Origin of the sequence: Celeribacter sp. (assembly GCF_048270365.1) — a bacterium.
Classification (GTDB): Bacteria; Pseudomonadota; Alphaproteobacteria; order Rhodobacterales; family Rhodobacteraceae; genus Celeribacter.
Map to the genome: position 1 here is coordinate 14,997 of NZ_JBLWTA010000002.1, position 15,313 is coordinate 30,309.

A 15,313-nucleotide genomic window follows, 5' to 3' on the forward strand; every position below is an offset into this window, starting at 1 on the left:
TATAGGTTTCACGACATCACCCGCCCCATCTCATCCCGATCCAGCACATCCCGATAAGGACCACGCCCATGCAAGGCCTTCTGGCCCAAGCCGTCATCTACCTCGCCGCCATGGTCATCGCCGTGCCTCTGGCGCGCCGCTTGGGGCTTGGCTCCGTCTTGGGCTATCTCTTGGCCGGGATGATTGTCGGCCCGATTTTGGGGCTGGTACAGCACAACGAGAGCGAAGATTTGCTGCATTACGCCGAATTTGGCGTGGTAATGATGCTGTTTCTCATCGGGCTCGAGTTGGACCCGCGCGGCCTTTGGGAAATGCGCAACAAGCTTTTGGGCATGGGCGGATTGCAGATCGTTTTGACCGGGGCCGCCATCATGGGTGCCGCGATCTGGGCCGGGCAGACATGGCAGACGGGGCTGGCGCTTGGCATGATCCTGTCGCTGTCGTCGACGGCGGTGGTGCTTCAGACGCTGTCGGAAAAGAACCTGATGCACACGGGCGGCGGGCGCGCGGCGTTTTCCGTTTTGCTGACGCAGGACATCGCGGTGATCCCGATGCTGGCGCTGATGCCGCTTTTGGCCGTGGGGTCGGCCCTGTCGATCAACCCCGACGGCTCGATCAGCCGCGCTGTCGATCTCGAAAACGCCGCTGGGCACAGTGCCACTCTGGTCGAGGGGCTGCCCGGCTGGGGCGTCACTTTGGTGACGCTGGGCGCCGTCGCGGCGATCATTCTGGCGGGGGTGTTCCTGACCCGCCCGCTGTTTCGCTACATCCATTCCGCCAACCTGCGCGAGATTTACACCGCCGTCGCTTTGTTGATCGTGATCGGCATTGCCTGGCTGATGACCGCTGTGGGGCTGTCTCCAGCTTTGGGCACCTTCCTCGCCGGTGTGGTTTTGGCGAACTCCGAGTTCCGCCACGAGCTTGAAAGCTCCATCGAGCCCTTCAAGGGGCTGTTGTTGGGGCTGTTTTTCATCGCGGTCGGCGCAGGCATCAATTTCACCATTTTGTTCCACGATCCGATCACCTTGATCGGGCTGACCTTTGCGCTGATGGTCACCAAAGGGCTGATCCTCTACGTCATCGGGCGAATTTTCAAACTGCGCCAACGCGGGCAATGGTTGTTCACATTGTCGCTGGCGCAGGCCGGGGAATTCGGCATGGTGCTGACGACCTTCTCGCTGCAACAGGGGGTTCTGTCGTCCTTCATGGGCGAGCGGGTGCTGTTGATCATCGCTTTGTCGCTCTTGTTCACGCCGCTGTTCTTCATGCTACAGGACTATCTGCGGATGAGGCTCGCGGACCGGGCCGAGGACACCCCGGCCGATGAGATCGACGATCAACAAAAGATCATCATCGCGGGGATCGGACGATTTGGGCAGGTCGTGAACCGGCTGGTGCAGGCCTCTGGCTTTCAGACCACCGTACTGGATCACGATCTGAAAACCATTCAGCTGATGCGTAAATTCGGCTTCAAGGGCTTCTTTGGCGACCCCACCCGCCCCGAACTTTTGCATGCCGCAGGCATCGACACGGCGCGTATTTTGGTGATCACATTGGATGACCCGAAGGCCGCGACGCAGCTTGTGAAATATGCCCGGAACCTGCGGCCCGATCTGTTTATCATCGTGCGCGCGCGCGACCGCATCCACGTCTATGAGCTTTATAAGGCGGGCGCCGATAAGATCGTGCGCGAGATGTTCGACAGCTCGCTGCGCGCTGGCCGCTATGTGTTGGAAGAAATGGGCTTTTCCGAATATGACGCCGCCGTCACGGAAAAGGCCTATTACCAACACGACCGCGAAGCGATGCGGGCGTTGGCCGAGCTTTGGGACCCGAGCAAACCGGTGTCGGAAAATACCGCCTATGTCGCGCGGTCTCAGGCGCTCGACAAGGAATTCGAGGCGGCTTTGGTCACGGAATTGGAACGCAAACGCGAGAAAGGCGATGCGGCCTGAACAGCATCGCCCCCTCGTTTCTCTGTCAGCCTATTTGTCCGACACACCGGCCTCGGCGAAGGTCGCCATGCCCGACAGGCATTCGACCGCGCCCTTCACCAGCGGGATCACAAGCCCCGCGCCCGAGCCCTCGCCCAAACGCAAGCCCAGAGCGACCAGAGGCTCTTTGCCCAAAGCGCTGAGCACCGCCGGATGCGCGGCCTCATCCGACACATGGCCTGCGATGCAGTGATCCAAAGCGCCCGGCACGGCGCGCTCCAAAGTGGCCGCCGCCGCACAACAGATGAAGCCATCGAGCACGACAGGGATGCGCAGGTGCCGCGCGCGGGCAATCGCGCCCGCCATCGCCGCCACTTCGCGCCCGCCCAAAGCGGCCAAAATTTCCAGAGGCGTTTTGCCTGCGTGGCGCGCCACACCGGCGGCGCAAACCTCTTCCTTGATCTTGAGCCCTGCGTCATCGATGCCCGTGCCACGCCCGACCCAATCGGCCGCCGCGCCGCCAAACAGGGCGTTGGCAATGGCCGCAGCCGAAGTGGTGTTGCCGATGCCCATTTCGCCGACGACCAGCAAATCCGACTGCGGGTTGACCGCGTTCCAGCCGATCAAAAGCGCCTCGACACAGTCCTCTTCAGACATCGCAACGGTTTCGGTGAAATCCCCGGTCGGGCGGTCCAAAGCGATCGGATGCACCGACATCGACGCGCCCGCGTTGCGCGCCAACTGGTTGATCGCCGCGCCGCCGTGTTGGAAATTCGCCACCATCTGCACGGTCACTTCCACCGGAAAGGCCGAGACGCCCTGCGCCGTTACGCCGTGGTTGCCGGCAAAGATCGCGACCTGCGGCTGGGTGATCCTGGGCCGCCCTTCGCCGCGCCAGCTGGCGTACCAGATGCCGATCTCTTCGAGCCGCCCCAAGGAGCCCGCCGGTTTCGTGAGCTGCGCATTGCGCGTTTCCGCCGCCTCTTTTGCCGCCAAATCCGGGCCGGGGGCCTGTTTCAACAGATGTTCAAAGCCAGCGAGATCGGAAAAAGCACCGGTGAAAACCATGGGTCGTCCTCATTGTATTTGTCGTGCCGGGGTTTTATCCCGAGAGCACCCACAAGGACAGGAGCGATTTCACATGATCCCCCGTTTCAAGCCGCGTTTCCAACCTGTGCCCGGCGATGTCGTCACAGCACTTGCCCTTTTGACCCGCATTCCGGTCCGGGCCGGGTTCTCGCGCACGGCGGAGGCGACATGGGCCTTTCCGCTCGCGGGGCTGGCCGTGGGGCTGATCGCGGGGGCCGTGGCCACGATTGCGGGCTGGCTCACACTTGGGGCCGGGCTGATCGCCGGGTTCACCTTGGCGGCTTTGGTGATCGTCACGGGGGCGATGCACGAAGACGGTTTGGCCGATTGTGCCGATGGCTTTTGGGGCGGGTTCGCGCGTGCACGGCGCCTTGAGATCATGCGCGACAGTCGCATTGGGGCTTACGGCGTTCTGGCGTTGATCCTGTCTCTTCTGCTGCGCTTCACGGCGCTCTCGACGCTGGCGCATGGGGATGTGATCGTCACCACGGTGATCGCCAGCGCCATGCTGTCGCGCGCGCCCCTGCCCTATCTCATGGCCCTGATGCCGCCCGCGCGCGGGGACGGCCTTTCGGTCCAAACCGGTCGCCCGCCACGCGATGCCGCAAGCCTTGGTGCGGTCGTGGCATTCATAATGTCCTGGATCGTGGTCGGCTTTGTGCCCGCCGTGCTCGCCGCCTCTGCCGTCACCGTGACCGCCTTTGTCACCGCCCGGATCGCCAAGCAGAAGATCGGCGGCCAGACCGGCGATGTGCTGGGCGCGACGCAAAATGTGGCGGAGATCATGGCCTTGACGGTCTTCGCGACACTCGCCTGAAACATGTGCAGTCGTCTATTTTGCACAGCATTCAGGCAGGATTCGTCACGAAAGGTCCGGTTCCCCCTACCATTTCAGGGGGAAAAATCATCCGCTTTTCCCATGCAGCCAGAAAAGCCTTTGTCCAACACCATCCACAAGCGATCCTGAGGGCAGATCTCCACTCCTAGCCCTCGGCTCGCAATGAACCAGACCCGCATCTCCCCGCCGGACGATATCCTGTCCGCAATCTATGACGTCGCCCTCGCGCCCGAATGCCCGAAATGCTATGCGCGTCTCCTGCCGCATATGGATCGCGAAACGGTACCCGCCGGTCTGTCGGAGCATGCTTTGCTCAAACATTTCCATCGCGCCGAAGAAATCCTCGCCCGCAGCACGGCACAGCCGCAAGGCGATGAGGTCGCGGCCCTCATGGCGCGGTTTTCGCAATCCACCGCCATTCTGGTCGACGCCCGCCTCTCCGTTCTGGCCGCCAACGGCCCCGCAGCATCGTTGTTCGGAGTTGAGACCGGAGCGCCGCTCGGCTCTGCCGCCCTCCCCGAGGACACACGTGCGACCCTGCTGGCTCTGGTCAAGAAACATCTGAACCCGCGCGGTGCGGGCAAGGATGCTGCCGATACGCTTTTGGAATTGCACAGGGACGACCACTCCCGCCCGACGCTTTTGAAACTGCACGCAGAGGTCTTGCCGAAGGCCGGGCCGGTGGTTCTGATCCTCTCCTCCGAGCTGATCTGGCCGGAGGGCTTCGATGCGGTTCTAGCCGCCGCCTTTGCTTTGACCCCCGCCGAGATCGCCGTCATTCAACGCCTGATCAAATCCGAAAACATCCAGGAAATCGCCACCGCGCGCGGACGCTCCGTCGATACGATCCGCACCCAGGTGAAAACCATCCTGAGCAAGACCGACACCCGCTCGCAGGCCGAATTGATCCGCATCGTCTTAATGATGATGCACATGGCGACCGCGCCGGGTGGATCACAGACGCAGCCCGGTGAGGATGCAGTCAGACCCGCGGTTCCGTGGCAAAGCATAGAACTGAGCGACGGACGCCGGTTGGACTACCGCGAATTTGGAGCGCCTACGGGCAAACCCGTTCTGGTCTGGCCGATGGATTACGGCTTCACCCATTGGCCACAGGCGGCGGAGGCACAGGCCCGCGCTTTGGGGCTTCGCGTGATCCTGCCTCTGCGCGGTGGCTACGGCCCCTCGGACACGCCCCCCGCAACAGGCAGCCTGTCGGAGCATTACGCCCGCGACATCGCCGAGCTGGTGGCGCATCTAGACCTCTGCCCCTGCCCGCATCTGGCGCTTGGCGTCGATGTGATGTTCGTCGCGAAATTCGCAGCACTCTTTCCGCATCTCATCACCGGCGTCGTCGGCTGTGGCGCGGTCTTTCCGGTGACCGAACCCAACCAGATCGCCTGCATGGACAAATGGCACCGGATGATTCTCGCCACCGCCCGCCACACGCCGCGACTTTTGCCGTTTTTGATCAAGGCCGGGTTCGCGTTGGCGCAGAAGGCCGGCAAGGACGCGTTCATTCGCAACATTTTCGCCGATGCGCCGGGCGATCTGGCCTTGCTGGACGATCCGGACATGCGCGAGGCCCTGTTCAACGGAAGCCACTTTACCCTGTCGAAGGACTATAACGCCGCGGATATTTTCACCCGGACCACGATTGAACAGATGACGATGGATTGGTCGCAGGATCTGCGTGCCATGGCGCAAAGCCTTCCGGTGCAGTTCCTGCAAGGTGCCGAAGACACGGAAATCCCGCCAGACATGCTGGCCCAACATGCCGCGCGCTACCCGGAGATCGACATCGAGACCGTCGAGAACGCGGGCCGCTTCGTGTTCTTCCGCGCCTGGGACAAAGCACTGGCGCATTTGACCCGAATGGCGTGAAAATTTCCACACTCATACCGCTTTTTTGATGCGCTTACCCCATCTGGGGAATGTGGAAATCCCTGACTTTTTGTAGAAAAACAGGTCGATTGCACGGTGCAAGAGGGTGCGGGGGATGGGTCATGAGTATGTTCGAGTTGAATGTCACCGTCCTGTGCCGTGCCATCGGCGTCACGGCCAAGCCTCATTGGAGTGACGACAGAAGCGTGCCTTGATGCGCTTCACACCGCAGGCTCTTCGAACAGTGGCCCTGACCGTTCGAGGAGCCTGCGCCATAATCGCAAAAGAAAACCGCCGGTGAGGTCTCCCTCCCGGCGGTTTCCTTTGTGCTTGAAATACTCAGAAATCAGGCGGCGCGGCTCACGAGCACGTCGCTGACTTTCTTCTGCGCATCCGCCTCGTCAGAGCCGGAGACGGCGGCCACTTCACGGGTCAGGCGATCGAGTGCCGCTTCGTAAAGCTGACGCTCGGAGTAGCTCTGCTCGCGCTGGTCGTCGGTGCGGTGCAGGTCGCGCACCACTTCGGCGATGGCGATCAGGTCGCCGGAGTTGATCTTTTGCTCATACTCCTGCGCGCGGCGGGACCACATGGCGCGTTTGACCTTGGCCTTGCCTTTCAGGGTCTTCATCGCGTCCTGAATCAGTTCCGGCGAGGACAGCGACCGCAGGCCGGATTCGACGGCTTTGTTGGTCGGAACGCGCAGCGTCATCTTGTCTTTTTCAAAGGCGATGACGAAAAGTTCAAGGGACATGCCCGCGATTTCCTGTTCTTCGATCGACATGATCTGACCGACACCATGGGCCGGATAAACAACATAATCGTTGGGGCGAAATTCGGATTTCTTGGTCTTGCTCATTTGCAGGTTTTTTCCTCAGACGGGACCGTTGGCACCACCTTACCGGCCGCATCGCCCTTTCGCGCCGCCCCGGATCGCATCAGGTCCGAGCACACACAAAAGCCCGAAACCAATCTGCAATATCCCCTGCCGCTTTGGCGTCAGAGCCCGGATTTAGGCGCGAAAAACTCAATCCCCGTAAAAGCGTTGCTCAGGGGGTTGAGGTCGATATGTCCTAACGTGGTTGAATGATCATAGCACAAAAAACGCCCCGAAGAAAGCACAGTGCAATTAACGGGCCGTAAGAGCCCCCCGTTTTCAGGGGGTTACCCGTGAATCAAGGACTTATAGAGCGCGCTGCATATAAAAAGGGCCCTTAATAGCGGGGCCCTTTGAGACGCGAATCATACACTTGATTCGAGGAGATTCGCCGACTCAGGAGCCCTCGCCCGGCGCCTCGGAGAAGTATTTCTCCAACTTGCCGTCTTCGCCGTCCTTGTCCTCATAGCCCGGCATCGGGTCTTTTTTCTCAAGGATGACCGGCCAGGCTTCGGCATATTTGCGGTTCAGCTCGACCCATTTCTCCATGTCCGGCTCAGTGTCCGGGCGGATCGCGTCGGCCGGGCATTCCGGTTCACAGACGCCACAGTCGATACATTCGTCAGGATGGATCACCAGCATGTTCTCGCCCTCGTAGAAACAATCCACGGGGCAAACTTCGACACAGTCGGTGTATTTACAGGCGATGCAGTTATCAATCACGACGTAGGTCATTGCGGCTCATCCAAATCTGATCATTTGCGCCTTTGCTAGCCCCAAGTGCGCGATCAATCAAGCATGTCAGGGCGCGAAAGGTCCGTCATGCGACGATCTTTCTTTGTCGGACGACCTTTTCCCTCGAACCGTGGCACAGACGGAACAGGGTCCTTCGAGACCACGGGCGGGCTGAGGTCTTCATAGAGGGTTTGTGCCTCAGGCGCCGGGCCGCGCCGCGTGCCGCAGGCGGCGATTTTGATCACCCGGATGTGGCGTGCCTGCGGAAAGGTCAAAACGTCACCCTCGCCCACAGAGGTCGAGGCTTTGGAAACTTTCGAAGAGTTGACCCGCACGTGCCCGCCGGTGACGGTCTTGGCCGCCAGCCCGCGGGTTTTGAAAAAGCGGGCATACCACAGCCACTTGTCGAGACGAATGGTCTCCCGCTTTTCCATTTACTTCTTGTCCTTGAGCCCCATGAGCGCAGCTGCGAAGGGGTTGTCAGGGTCGATCTGCTTTTCCTTGCGCGGCGGCTTGGAAGAGAAGGTCTGCGGCTGGTTGCCGCCCTTGCCGCCATCACGACCACCGTCACGGCGCGGTTTCCCGCCTTTTTTACCCTGCGGTTTGCCGCCACCCTTCTTACCCTGCGGACGATCCCCGCCTTCACGACGCGGGCCACGGCCAGCGTTGCGGTTGCCGCCCCGGTTGCCACCCCAGGTGAAGGTGTAGAACACTTCCTTCTCCTCTTCCGGCAGACCGGCGTCAGCCGCCACGCCTTCGGGCACTTCGGTCTCGGCAAACTCTGCGGCCTCATCCTCGACGGGCGCAGGTTCGGCGATCTCGGCAGAAGGTGCTTCGCCCTCGTCGGGGATCTCGGCGGCCACACCGGACAGATCGGCAGGCGCCTCATCGGCATTTTCAGCCGGTGCAGATTCGGCCTCGATCACCTGATCGACGGCTTTCACCTTCACGCGCTCGCCCTGCTCGGCCTTGTAACCCATGCCGCCCATCAGGTCGGCGAATTGCTCCAAGGTCATGCCGGTGATCGACAGCATATCCGGGTTGGCTTCGAACCCGCCACGGCTGTCCTGGCTGCGCAGCAGATCTGCGAGGCGTTCCAGCATATCAATGCGGATCGCGCGCTGACCGGAGAGGCGATAACCGGACATGGCGTAGTAGCCCTCAGGCGCCTCCACCACGGCAGGGATGGTCACCAGACCCGGCGGCGGGCTGTCGGGGAAGACGTCGAATTTCGCATTGAGCGCCCACAACAAAAGACGCAGACGCGTCGGTGCCGGTTTCAGCAAAAGCGGCATGAAGATCGTGTACTGACCGAAGCGCACGCCATGTTTGCGCAGCGCACCACGGGCATCCTGATCCAGCTCTTTGACCTCTTGCGCGATCTGCTCGCGCGGGATCACACCGAGGTTTTCCACCAGACGGAAGGCAAAGCCGCGCGCCAGACCGGTGAGGGCCTCGTCGCGGGACATGTTCAACAGCGGCTCGAAAAGGGTCGCGATCTTGCGGTCGATGAAATGCTGCAACCGGCGCTGGACTTTCTCCACCACGTCTTGCGCGACACCGTCGTCGACAAAGGCCACAGCGCGCGGTTTGAGAGCATCGTCACCGGGCACCAGTTTGCCCACAGCGTGCTCGCCCCACATCAGGCCACCCTGTTCGGTGAAATCCATTTCCGTGTCGGGCGCGTTGTAGAACCGGTCAGCGCGCAGGCTGAACTCCGGCGCCAATGCCGCCATCGCGGCCTGGGCCAGCGTCTTGGCTTCATCGGGCGTTGCCGCCTTGTCCTGCTGAAAGCGGAACCCTTCCAGACGGCCGACGAATTCGCCTTCAACCGTCACTTCACCTTTATCGTTCACGTCGGCCACAAGGCCCTCCTTTTGCTTGAGCCGCCGAAGGAGCACGCTCGTCCGCCGGTCCACAAATCTTTGCGTCAGTGCACCATGTAATGCATCCGACAATCGGTCTTCTACAGCGCGGGTCGCGCCGCGCCAATGGCTTTCGTCATCGACCCAGTTTTCACGCTGGGCAACATAGGTCCAAGTGCGAATATAGGCGAGTCTTTTAGACAGAGTGTCGATATTGCCCTCGGTGCGGTCAATGCGTTTGATCTGGCTGGCCATCCAATCGTCGGGAACCCGCCCATATTCATGCAAAAACTCGAAAATCCGCTCCAAAAGCGAGGTGTGTTCGCCGTGACTGATTCCCCGGAAATCGGGAATGCGACACACATCCCACAGGAGCCGCACGTCTTTTGAGCCGCGCAGACGCGGGCGCACGGATTTCAGATCCGACAGGGTTTTCAGCGCCTGCAAATCATCCGCCTCGCGCGCCTTCACCAAAGACGGGTCCTCTGGCGGCATCTCCAAAGAGCCGATCAGCCGATCCACCGTGCCGAATTCCAGTCGGGAGTTGCGCCAGTTGAGTTTCTTTTGCGGGGTAAACCGATGCTCCTCGATGGCCTCGATCACCTCTTCGTCGAACGGCTCCGCCTCGCCCGTCACCCCGAACGTCCCGTCGGTCTGATAGCGCCCGGCGCGCCCCGCGATCTGCGCCAGCTCGTTGGGCATCAGGGGCCGCATCCGCCGCCCGTCGAATTTCACGGTCGAGGAAAAGGCCACATGGGTCACATCGAGATTGAGGCCCATGCCGATGGCATCCGTGGCGACGAGATAATCGACATCGCCGTTCTGATACATCTCGACCTGCGCATTGCGGGTGCGGGGGCTAAGCGCGCCCATGACGACCGCCGCGCCGCCCTTTTGCCGACGCAGAAGCTCCGCGATGGCGTAAACATCATCCACAGAAAACCCGACAATCGCGGCCCTTGGCGGCATGCGGCTTATCTTTTTCGACCCTGCGTAGGTCAGGCGGGAAAACCGGTCGCGGTGCATGAATTGTGCCTTGGGCACCAGTTGCGCAATCACGGAGCGCATCGAATCCGAGCCCAGAAACAGCGTCTCATGGGTGCCGCGGGCGTTCAAAAGCCGGTCGGTGAAGACATGGCCCCGCTCGGGATCGGCACAAAGCTGAATCTCATCAATGGCGAGAAAATCCGACCCCATGCCGGTGGGCATCGCCTCGACCGTACAGACCCAATATTGCGTGCGGGGTGGCACGATGCGCTCTTCGCCGGTCACAAGCGCCACAACCGACGGCCCGCGCGCGGCGACGATGCGGTCGTAGACCTCGCGCGCCAAAAGCCGCAGAGGCAGGCCTATGACGCCCGTGCGATAGGACAGCATGCGCTCGATGGCGTAATGGGTTTTGCCTGTGTTCGTGGGGCCGAGCACTGCCGTGATCCGACCGGTCATGCCTGTCATTGGCCCGCCATGTCCTTCGTTTTCTTGTTCTTGCCAGATTCTTGTTCTTGCCAGAGAGATTCTAGAGCGCCGTGCCCTGAAGGACCAGTTCCAGACGCGCAATCCGATCCGACAGCCCCTGCATTTGCGGGTGAATCTTCTGGACTTGCAAGAGGACTTCCATCGCGCGCGGGTTATCCCCGATCTCTTCCAAGATCAGCGCCAGCCCCGACAGCGCCCCAAAATGACGCGGCTCGCGGTCAAGAACCTGACCGATGTCGGCAATCGCGGGGCCATAAAGCCCGGCCATGAAATAGGCCGTCGCGCGGGCGTTATAGCCTTCGGTGAACTCGGGCGCGTGATCCACCAAAGCGGTCAAATGGCCAATCGCGCCTTGGACATCGCCGACCTCCATCGCCGCGCGACCCCGCTCCAACAGCAAATCCATCGCGTCAGAGCCAGAGCGCGACAGCTCCATGGCAATTTCCTGTTCGATCTGACCGGCACCGTAGGGATCGGCCTCGGACAATTCGGCAAAAAGCGTATCAAGCCGCGCCTGATCCGCCGCAAACCCCGGCTGTCCGGCAAAAAATAGACAGAACAGGGCCGGAAACGTAACGGCACATTTGAGAAATTGTCGCAATGCTTTCATAACACTTTCGATAGTAGCTTTCTGAGGCGGATGTTCAAAGTCACAAATGAGTGCCTATATGCTCCGCAAAGACCAACCAAAGGAAAACCCATGAGCGATCTCATCACCAAAGCCGTCGCAGCCCTGAACGAAAAGATGGATGGCGGTTTTGACGCCGGTGTCGCAAAATTCGTGATCGAAGGCGAAGGCGCCATTCTGGTCGATGGTGACGGCGCGCGCGCCTCTGACGACGAGGCCGATGTGACCCTGACCGCCGATGTTGAGACCTTTCAAGGCATCATCGAGGGCGATGTGAACCCGACCGCCGCCTTTATGCAGGGCAAACTGTCGGTCGATGGCGACATGGGCCTTGCGATGCAACTGGGCTCTGTTCTGGCCTGATCGCAGATGACCGAAACCGCACCCTATTTTGCCGATCTGGCCCAAGGGCCGGAGGGCGGCACGGCCTATTGGCTGACCACCTCGGACGGGGTGCGGATCAGGGTCGGACTTTGGCCCTTGCAGGATACTCGAGAGGGCGCGAAAGGCACGGTGTTCATCCTGCCCGGGCGCACCGAATGCATTGAGAAATACGGTCGCGGGGCGGCGGATTTGGCCGCCCGTGGCTTTGCCTCTTTGGCGATCGACTGGCGCGGGCAAGGCATTGCGGAGCGTCTGTTGAAAGACCGGCGCATCGGCCATGTTGAGGATTTTCAGGACTACCAAAAGGACCTCGATGCGGTGATGGCGCTCGTCGAAAATCTGGCCGAAGAACACGCCATGCCAAAGCCGTGGTTCCTGATCGGCCACTCTATGGGTGGCGCGATTGGCATCCGGGCGCTCATTGAGGGCAAACCCTTTCAGGCCGCCGGATTTTCCGCGCCGATGTGGGGGATTGGCCTGACGCCCGTTCAGAAACTTTTGGTGCGGTTTGCCTCTCCGGTGCTGCACGCGCTGGGGCTTCAGAACCTGCGCGCACCGGGCACAAAACCCGAGACCTACATGATCTGGCACGGGTTCAAGGACAATCTTTTGACCTCGGATCGCGAGATGTTCGATTACATGACCGATCAGGTCGTGGCCCAGCCCGATCTGGGGCTTGGCGGGCCGTCTTCGCATTGGGTCACGGAGGCGATCCGGGAAAACGACTGGGCGTTCGAGCATGATTTGCCGGATGTGCCGGTCTTGTGTTTTCTCGGTGGCGACGAGAAGATCGTGAACACCCAAGCGGTCAAGGATTTGGCGACGCGTTGGCCGTCCTGCGAATTGGTGATTGTGCCGGGCGCACGCCACGAGGTGCCGATGGAGACGCCCGCCACGCGCAAGCTGTTCTACGACCGGCTCGCCGCGCTTTTTGAGCAAAGCAACGGCTAAACCGCCCTCCCCCCTTTGCATCCCCCGCGCAGAGCGCCTATCTCTTGTGTCAAAGACATAAGGAGTGATGCGATGCGGTTCACCATGACGCAGCGAGAGCGGCAAGACAGAGTTTTCGATGCAAGTGCCGAGGGCGGCGCGAAGAAGTTCGGAGACCTGCCGGATTGGGACCTGACGGACCTCTACCCCGCCACCGACGCCCCCGAGGTGAAACGCGATCTCGACTGGCTCGAGGAACATTGCGCCAGCTTTGCCGAGGATTACGAGGGCAAGCTCGCCGATCTCGATGGCGAGGGCATGTATGAATGCATCCTGCGCGACGAACGGATTTCACAGGTCGCCGGGCGTCTGGGCTCTTTCGCGGGGCTCCTCTATTACCAGAACACGGTCGATGGTGAGCGCGCCAAATTCTTTTCCGATATTCAGGACAAGATCACGACTTACACCGCGCCGCTGGTGTTTTTCTCCCTCGAAGTGAACCGCATTCCCGAGGAGACGCTTGAAGAGATGCTCAAGCATGACGGGTTGTCACGCTACCGGCCGATCTTTGAGCGGATGCGCAAAATGCGGCCCTATCAGCTCTCTGACGAATTGGAACGCTACGAACACGATATGTCCGTCGTGGGCGCGTCGGCGTGGAACAAACTCTTCGATGAAACCGTCGCCGATCTCAAATTCGAGGTGAATGGTGAGACGCTGGGCCTTGAGGCGACGACGACGCTCATGTCCGACCCCGACCGCACCGTGCGCGAGGCGGCGGCCAAGGAAGTCGCTAAGGTTCTTGGCAGCAACATCAAGATTTTCACCCGTGTTCACAACACTTTGGCCAAGATGGGCGACATCGAGGACAAATGGCGCGGCATGCCGACGCCGCAGACAGGCCGCCACCTGTCGAATGACGTCGAACCCGAGGTGGTCGAGGCGCTGCGCGACGCCGTGGTTGCGGCCTATCCGAAACTGTCGCATCGCTATTACGAGCTGAAACGTGGCTGGTTGGGCCTTGATAAGCTGCAGGTCTGGGACCGCAACGCGCCGCTTCCGCTGGAAGAAACCCGCACCATCGGTTGGGACGAGGCGCAGAACACGGTGATGGAGGCCTACGCGGGCTTTGCGCCGAAAATGGCCGAGATCGCCAAGCCGTTCTTCACCGATGGCTGGATCGACGCGGGCGTAAAACCGGGTAAAGCGCCGGGCGCTTTTGCACATCCGACCGTCACCGACGCGCACCCCTATGTGATGCTGAACTATCTGGGCAAACAGCGCGATGTCATGACCCTCGCCCACGAATTGGGCCACGGCGTGCATCAGGTTCTGGCCGCGGGTCAGGGCGAGTTGTTGGCCAACACGCCGCTGACCTTGGCGGAAACGGCGTCGGTCTTTGGCGAAATGCTGACCTTCCAAAAGCTGTTGAAAGACGCGAAAACGCCCGCCGAGCGCAAGGTTTTGCTCGCCGGCAAGGTCGAGGACATGCTCAACACGGTCGTGCGCCAGATCGCGTTTTACGACTTCGAATGCAAACTCCACAACGCGCGCAAGGGCGGCGAGCTGACCTCTGACGAGATCAACAAGCTCTGGATGTCGGTGCAGGGCGAAAGCCTCGGCCCGGCGTTTGAATTCATGGACGGCTACGAGGTCTATTGGTCCTACGTGCCGCATTTCGTGCATTCGCCCTTCTACGTCTACGCCTATGCCTTTGGCGACGGCTTGGTAAACGCGCTCTATGCGGCCTATCAGGAACAGCCCGACGGCTTTCAGGACAAGTATTTCGACATGCTCAAAGCGGGCGGCTCGAAACACCACAAGGAGCTTTTGGAACCCTTCGGTCTCGACGCGTCCGATCCGAAATTCTGGGACAAGGGCCTCAGCATGATCTCTGGCTTTATTGATGAGTTGGAAGCGATGGAGTGAGCTCCGGCCTCACAATAAATCCCCTGCCCCGCAGCGCGTTGCACCGTGTTGCGGGGTTTTCCTTGCCGCCGGAGCAGGCGCAGTTTTCCGGGATGCCTGCCGAGACCATGGGCAGCGCGCCCGAGGATCGTGACGGTCATGTGATCGAGGAAGGTGGCAAGCCCGTCGGCTTTTTCGCCATTGATCGAAGCTATGCCGAGAGCCACGAGTTCGCAGAGCCGGGCGCGCTTGGGCTTCGGATGTTTCTGATTGATCACAAGGCGCAGGGACGCGGGATTGCATCAAAGGCCTGCGCGACGCTCAAGACCTATCTGGCGGAGACTTACCCGGAGCGTAGCCTCTGCTACCTCACGGTGAATTGCCGCAACCCCCATGCTCGCAAAGCCTATCTGAACGGCGGCTTTACCGACACCGGCGCGCTCTATCATGGCGGCGGCTTCGGGCCGCAGCACATCCTACGGCTTGATCTCAGGTGATCACTTCAACTGGCTGTCTTTCGACCCACGCCGGTTGATGCCGCCGCGCGCCTTATAGGCGCCATCACGCTCCTGCTGACAGTCGATGCAGAGCTTCACGCCCGGAATGGCCTTGCGCCGCGCCTCTGGGATGTCCTCGCCGCATTCGGCGCATTCCGTGAAACTTTCGCCCACCGGCGCGCGATGGTGTTTCATCCGCGCCAATTCGTCGGAGATCGAGGCCTCGATCTGTTCGCTCACCGCGCCATCTTTTGCCCAGCCGCCTGCCATC

At 61.0% G+C, this 15,313-nt stretch carries 14 protein-coding genes; 7 read left to right on the forward strand and 7 right to left on the reverse strand.

What is annotated here, in order from left to right; translation table 11 throughout:
* Positions 1 to 68: 68 nt before the first annotated feature.
* The gene (locus ACN0X0_RS02600) at positions 69 to 1,955 is read left to right on the forward strand and encodes a monovalent cation:proton antiporter-2 (CPA2) family protein (RefSeq protein ID WP_417263592.1); all 1,887 of its coding nucleotides are present in this window, start codon (positions 69 to 71) and stop codon (positions 1,953 to 1,955) included.
* A 30-nt stretch (positions 1,956 to 1,985) separates the two neighbouring features.
* Here the strand turns inward: ACN0X0_RS02600 and cobT are convergent, their stop codons facing one another.
* Positions 1,986 to 3,002 carry a nicotinate-nucleotide--dimethylbenzimidazole phosphoribosyltransferase gene (gene cobT, locus ACN0X0_RS02605; RefSeq protein WP_417277893.1) on the reverse strand — a complete coding sequence of 339 codons (1,017 nt, stop codon included), beginning with the start codon at positions 3,000 to 3,002 and terminating at the stop codon, positions 1,986 to 1,988.
* Between the two features lie 73 nt (positions 3,003 to 3,075).
* Here cobT and cobS point away from each other — a divergent pair, with 73 nt between their 5' ends.
* Together cobS and ACN0X0_RS02615 are read left to right on the forward strand one after the other, a co-directional pair.
* The gene (cobS, locus tag ACN0X0_RS02610; protein ID WP_417277894.1) at positions 3,076 to 3,840 is read left to right on the forward strand and encodes an adenosylcobinamide-GDP ribazoletransferase; all 765 of its coding nucleotides are present in this window, start codon (positions 3,076 to 3,078) and stop codon (positions 3,838 to 3,840) included.
* Between the two features lie 183 nt (positions 3,841 to 4,023).
* The gene (locus tag ACN0X0_RS02615) at positions 4,024 to 5,745 is read left to right on the forward strand and encodes a hypothetical protein (protein ID WP_417277895.1); all 1,722 of its coding nucleotides are present in this window, start codon (positions 4,024 to 4,026) and stop codon (positions 5,743 to 5,745) included.
* Positions 5,746 to 6,091: 346 nt separating this feature from the next.
* Here ACN0X0_RS02615 and ACN0X0_RS02620 read toward each other — a convergent pair whose 3' ends face one another.
* The 5 genes from ACN0X0_RS02620 to ACN0X0_RS02640 all read right to left on the reverse strand — a co-directional run bounded on the left by ACN0X0_RS02620 (position 6,092) and on the right by ACN0X0_RS02640 (position 11,305).
* Complete coding sequence (locus tag ACN0X0_RS02620; protein ID WP_167600034.1) at positions 6,092 to 6,601, reverse strand: CarD family transcriptional regulator; 510 nt, start codon at positions 6,599 to 6,601, stop codon at positions 6,092 to 6,094.
* A gap of 414 nt (positions 6,602 to 7,015) precedes the next feature.
* Entirely contained in the window at positions 7,016 to 7,354 is a 339-nt protein-coding gene (gene fdxA, locus ACN0X0_RS02625) for a ferredoxin FdxA (protein WP_417263588.1), read from the reverse strand.
* Between the two features lie 53 nt (positions 7,355 to 7,407).
* A complete protein-coding gene (locus ACN0X0_RS02630) occupies positions 7,408 to 7,788 on the reverse strand; it encodes an RNA-binding S4 domain-containing protein (protein WP_417277896.1) in 381 nt (126 codons plus the stop codon).
* Positions 7,789 to 10,674, reverse strand: a complete 2,886-nt coding sequence (locus tag ACN0X0_RS02635; RefSeq protein ID WP_417277897.1) for a helicase-related protein — start codon at positions 10,672 to 10,674, stop codon at positions 7,789 to 7,791.
* A gap of 61 nt (positions 10,675 to 10,735) precedes the next feature.
* Positions 10,736 to 11,305 (reverse strand): tetratricopeptide repeat protein, encoded by a 570-nt coding sequence (locus ACN0X0_RS02640; protein WP_417277898.1) that lies wholly within the window; start codon positions 11,303 to 11,305, stop codon positions 10,736 to 10,738.
* A gap of 90 nt (positions 11,306 to 11,395) precedes the next feature.
* On the opposite strand from ACN0X0_RS02640, the gene ACN0X0_RS02645 reads away from it, so the two are divergent.
* The 4 genes from ACN0X0_RS02645 to ACN0X0_RS02660 all read left to right on the forward strand — a co-directional run bounded on the left by ACN0X0_RS02645 (position 11,396) and on the right by ACN0X0_RS02660 (position 15,042).
* The gene (locus tag ACN0X0_RS02645; RefSeq protein WP_417277899.1) at positions 11,396 to 11,686 is read left to right on the forward strand and encodes an SCP2 sterol-binding domain-containing protein; all 291 of its coding nucleotides are present in this window, start codon (positions 11,396 to 11,398) and stop codon (positions 11,684 to 11,686) included.
* Between the two features lie 6 nt (positions 11,687 to 11,692).
* Positions 11,693 to 12,658: an alpha/beta fold hydrolase gene (locus ACN0X0_RS02650; protein ID WP_417277900.1), complete on the forward strand. Its 966-nt coding sequence runs from the start codon at positions 11,693 to 11,695 to the stop codon at positions 12,656 to 12,658.
* 72 nt (positions 12,659 to 12,730) lie between these two features.
* Positions 12,731 to 14,566 carry a M3 family oligoendopeptidase gene (locus ACN0X0_RS02655; protein ID WP_417277901.1) on the forward strand — a complete coding sequence of 612 codons (1,836 nt, stop codon included), beginning with the start codon at positions 12,731 to 12,733 and terminating at the stop codon, positions 14,564 to 14,566.
* Positions 14,563 to 15,042, forward strand: coding sequence for a GNAT family N-acetyltransferase (locus ACN0X0_RS02660; RefSeq protein ID WP_417277902.1), 480 nt, complete (start codon positions 14,563 to 14,565; stop codon positions 15,040 to 15,042). The genes ACN0X0_RS02655 and ACN0X0_RS02660 overlap by 4 nt, the downstream gene beginning before the upstream one ends.
* On the opposite strand, the gene ACN0X0_RS02665 is transcribed toward ACN0X0_RS02660, so the two are convergent.
* Entirely contained in the window at positions 15,043 to 15,312 is a 270-nt protein-coding gene (locus tag ACN0X0_RS02665; protein WP_167600025.1) for a DksA/TraR family C4-type zinc finger protein, read from the reverse strand.
* Position 15,313 lies beyond the last annotated feature (1 nt).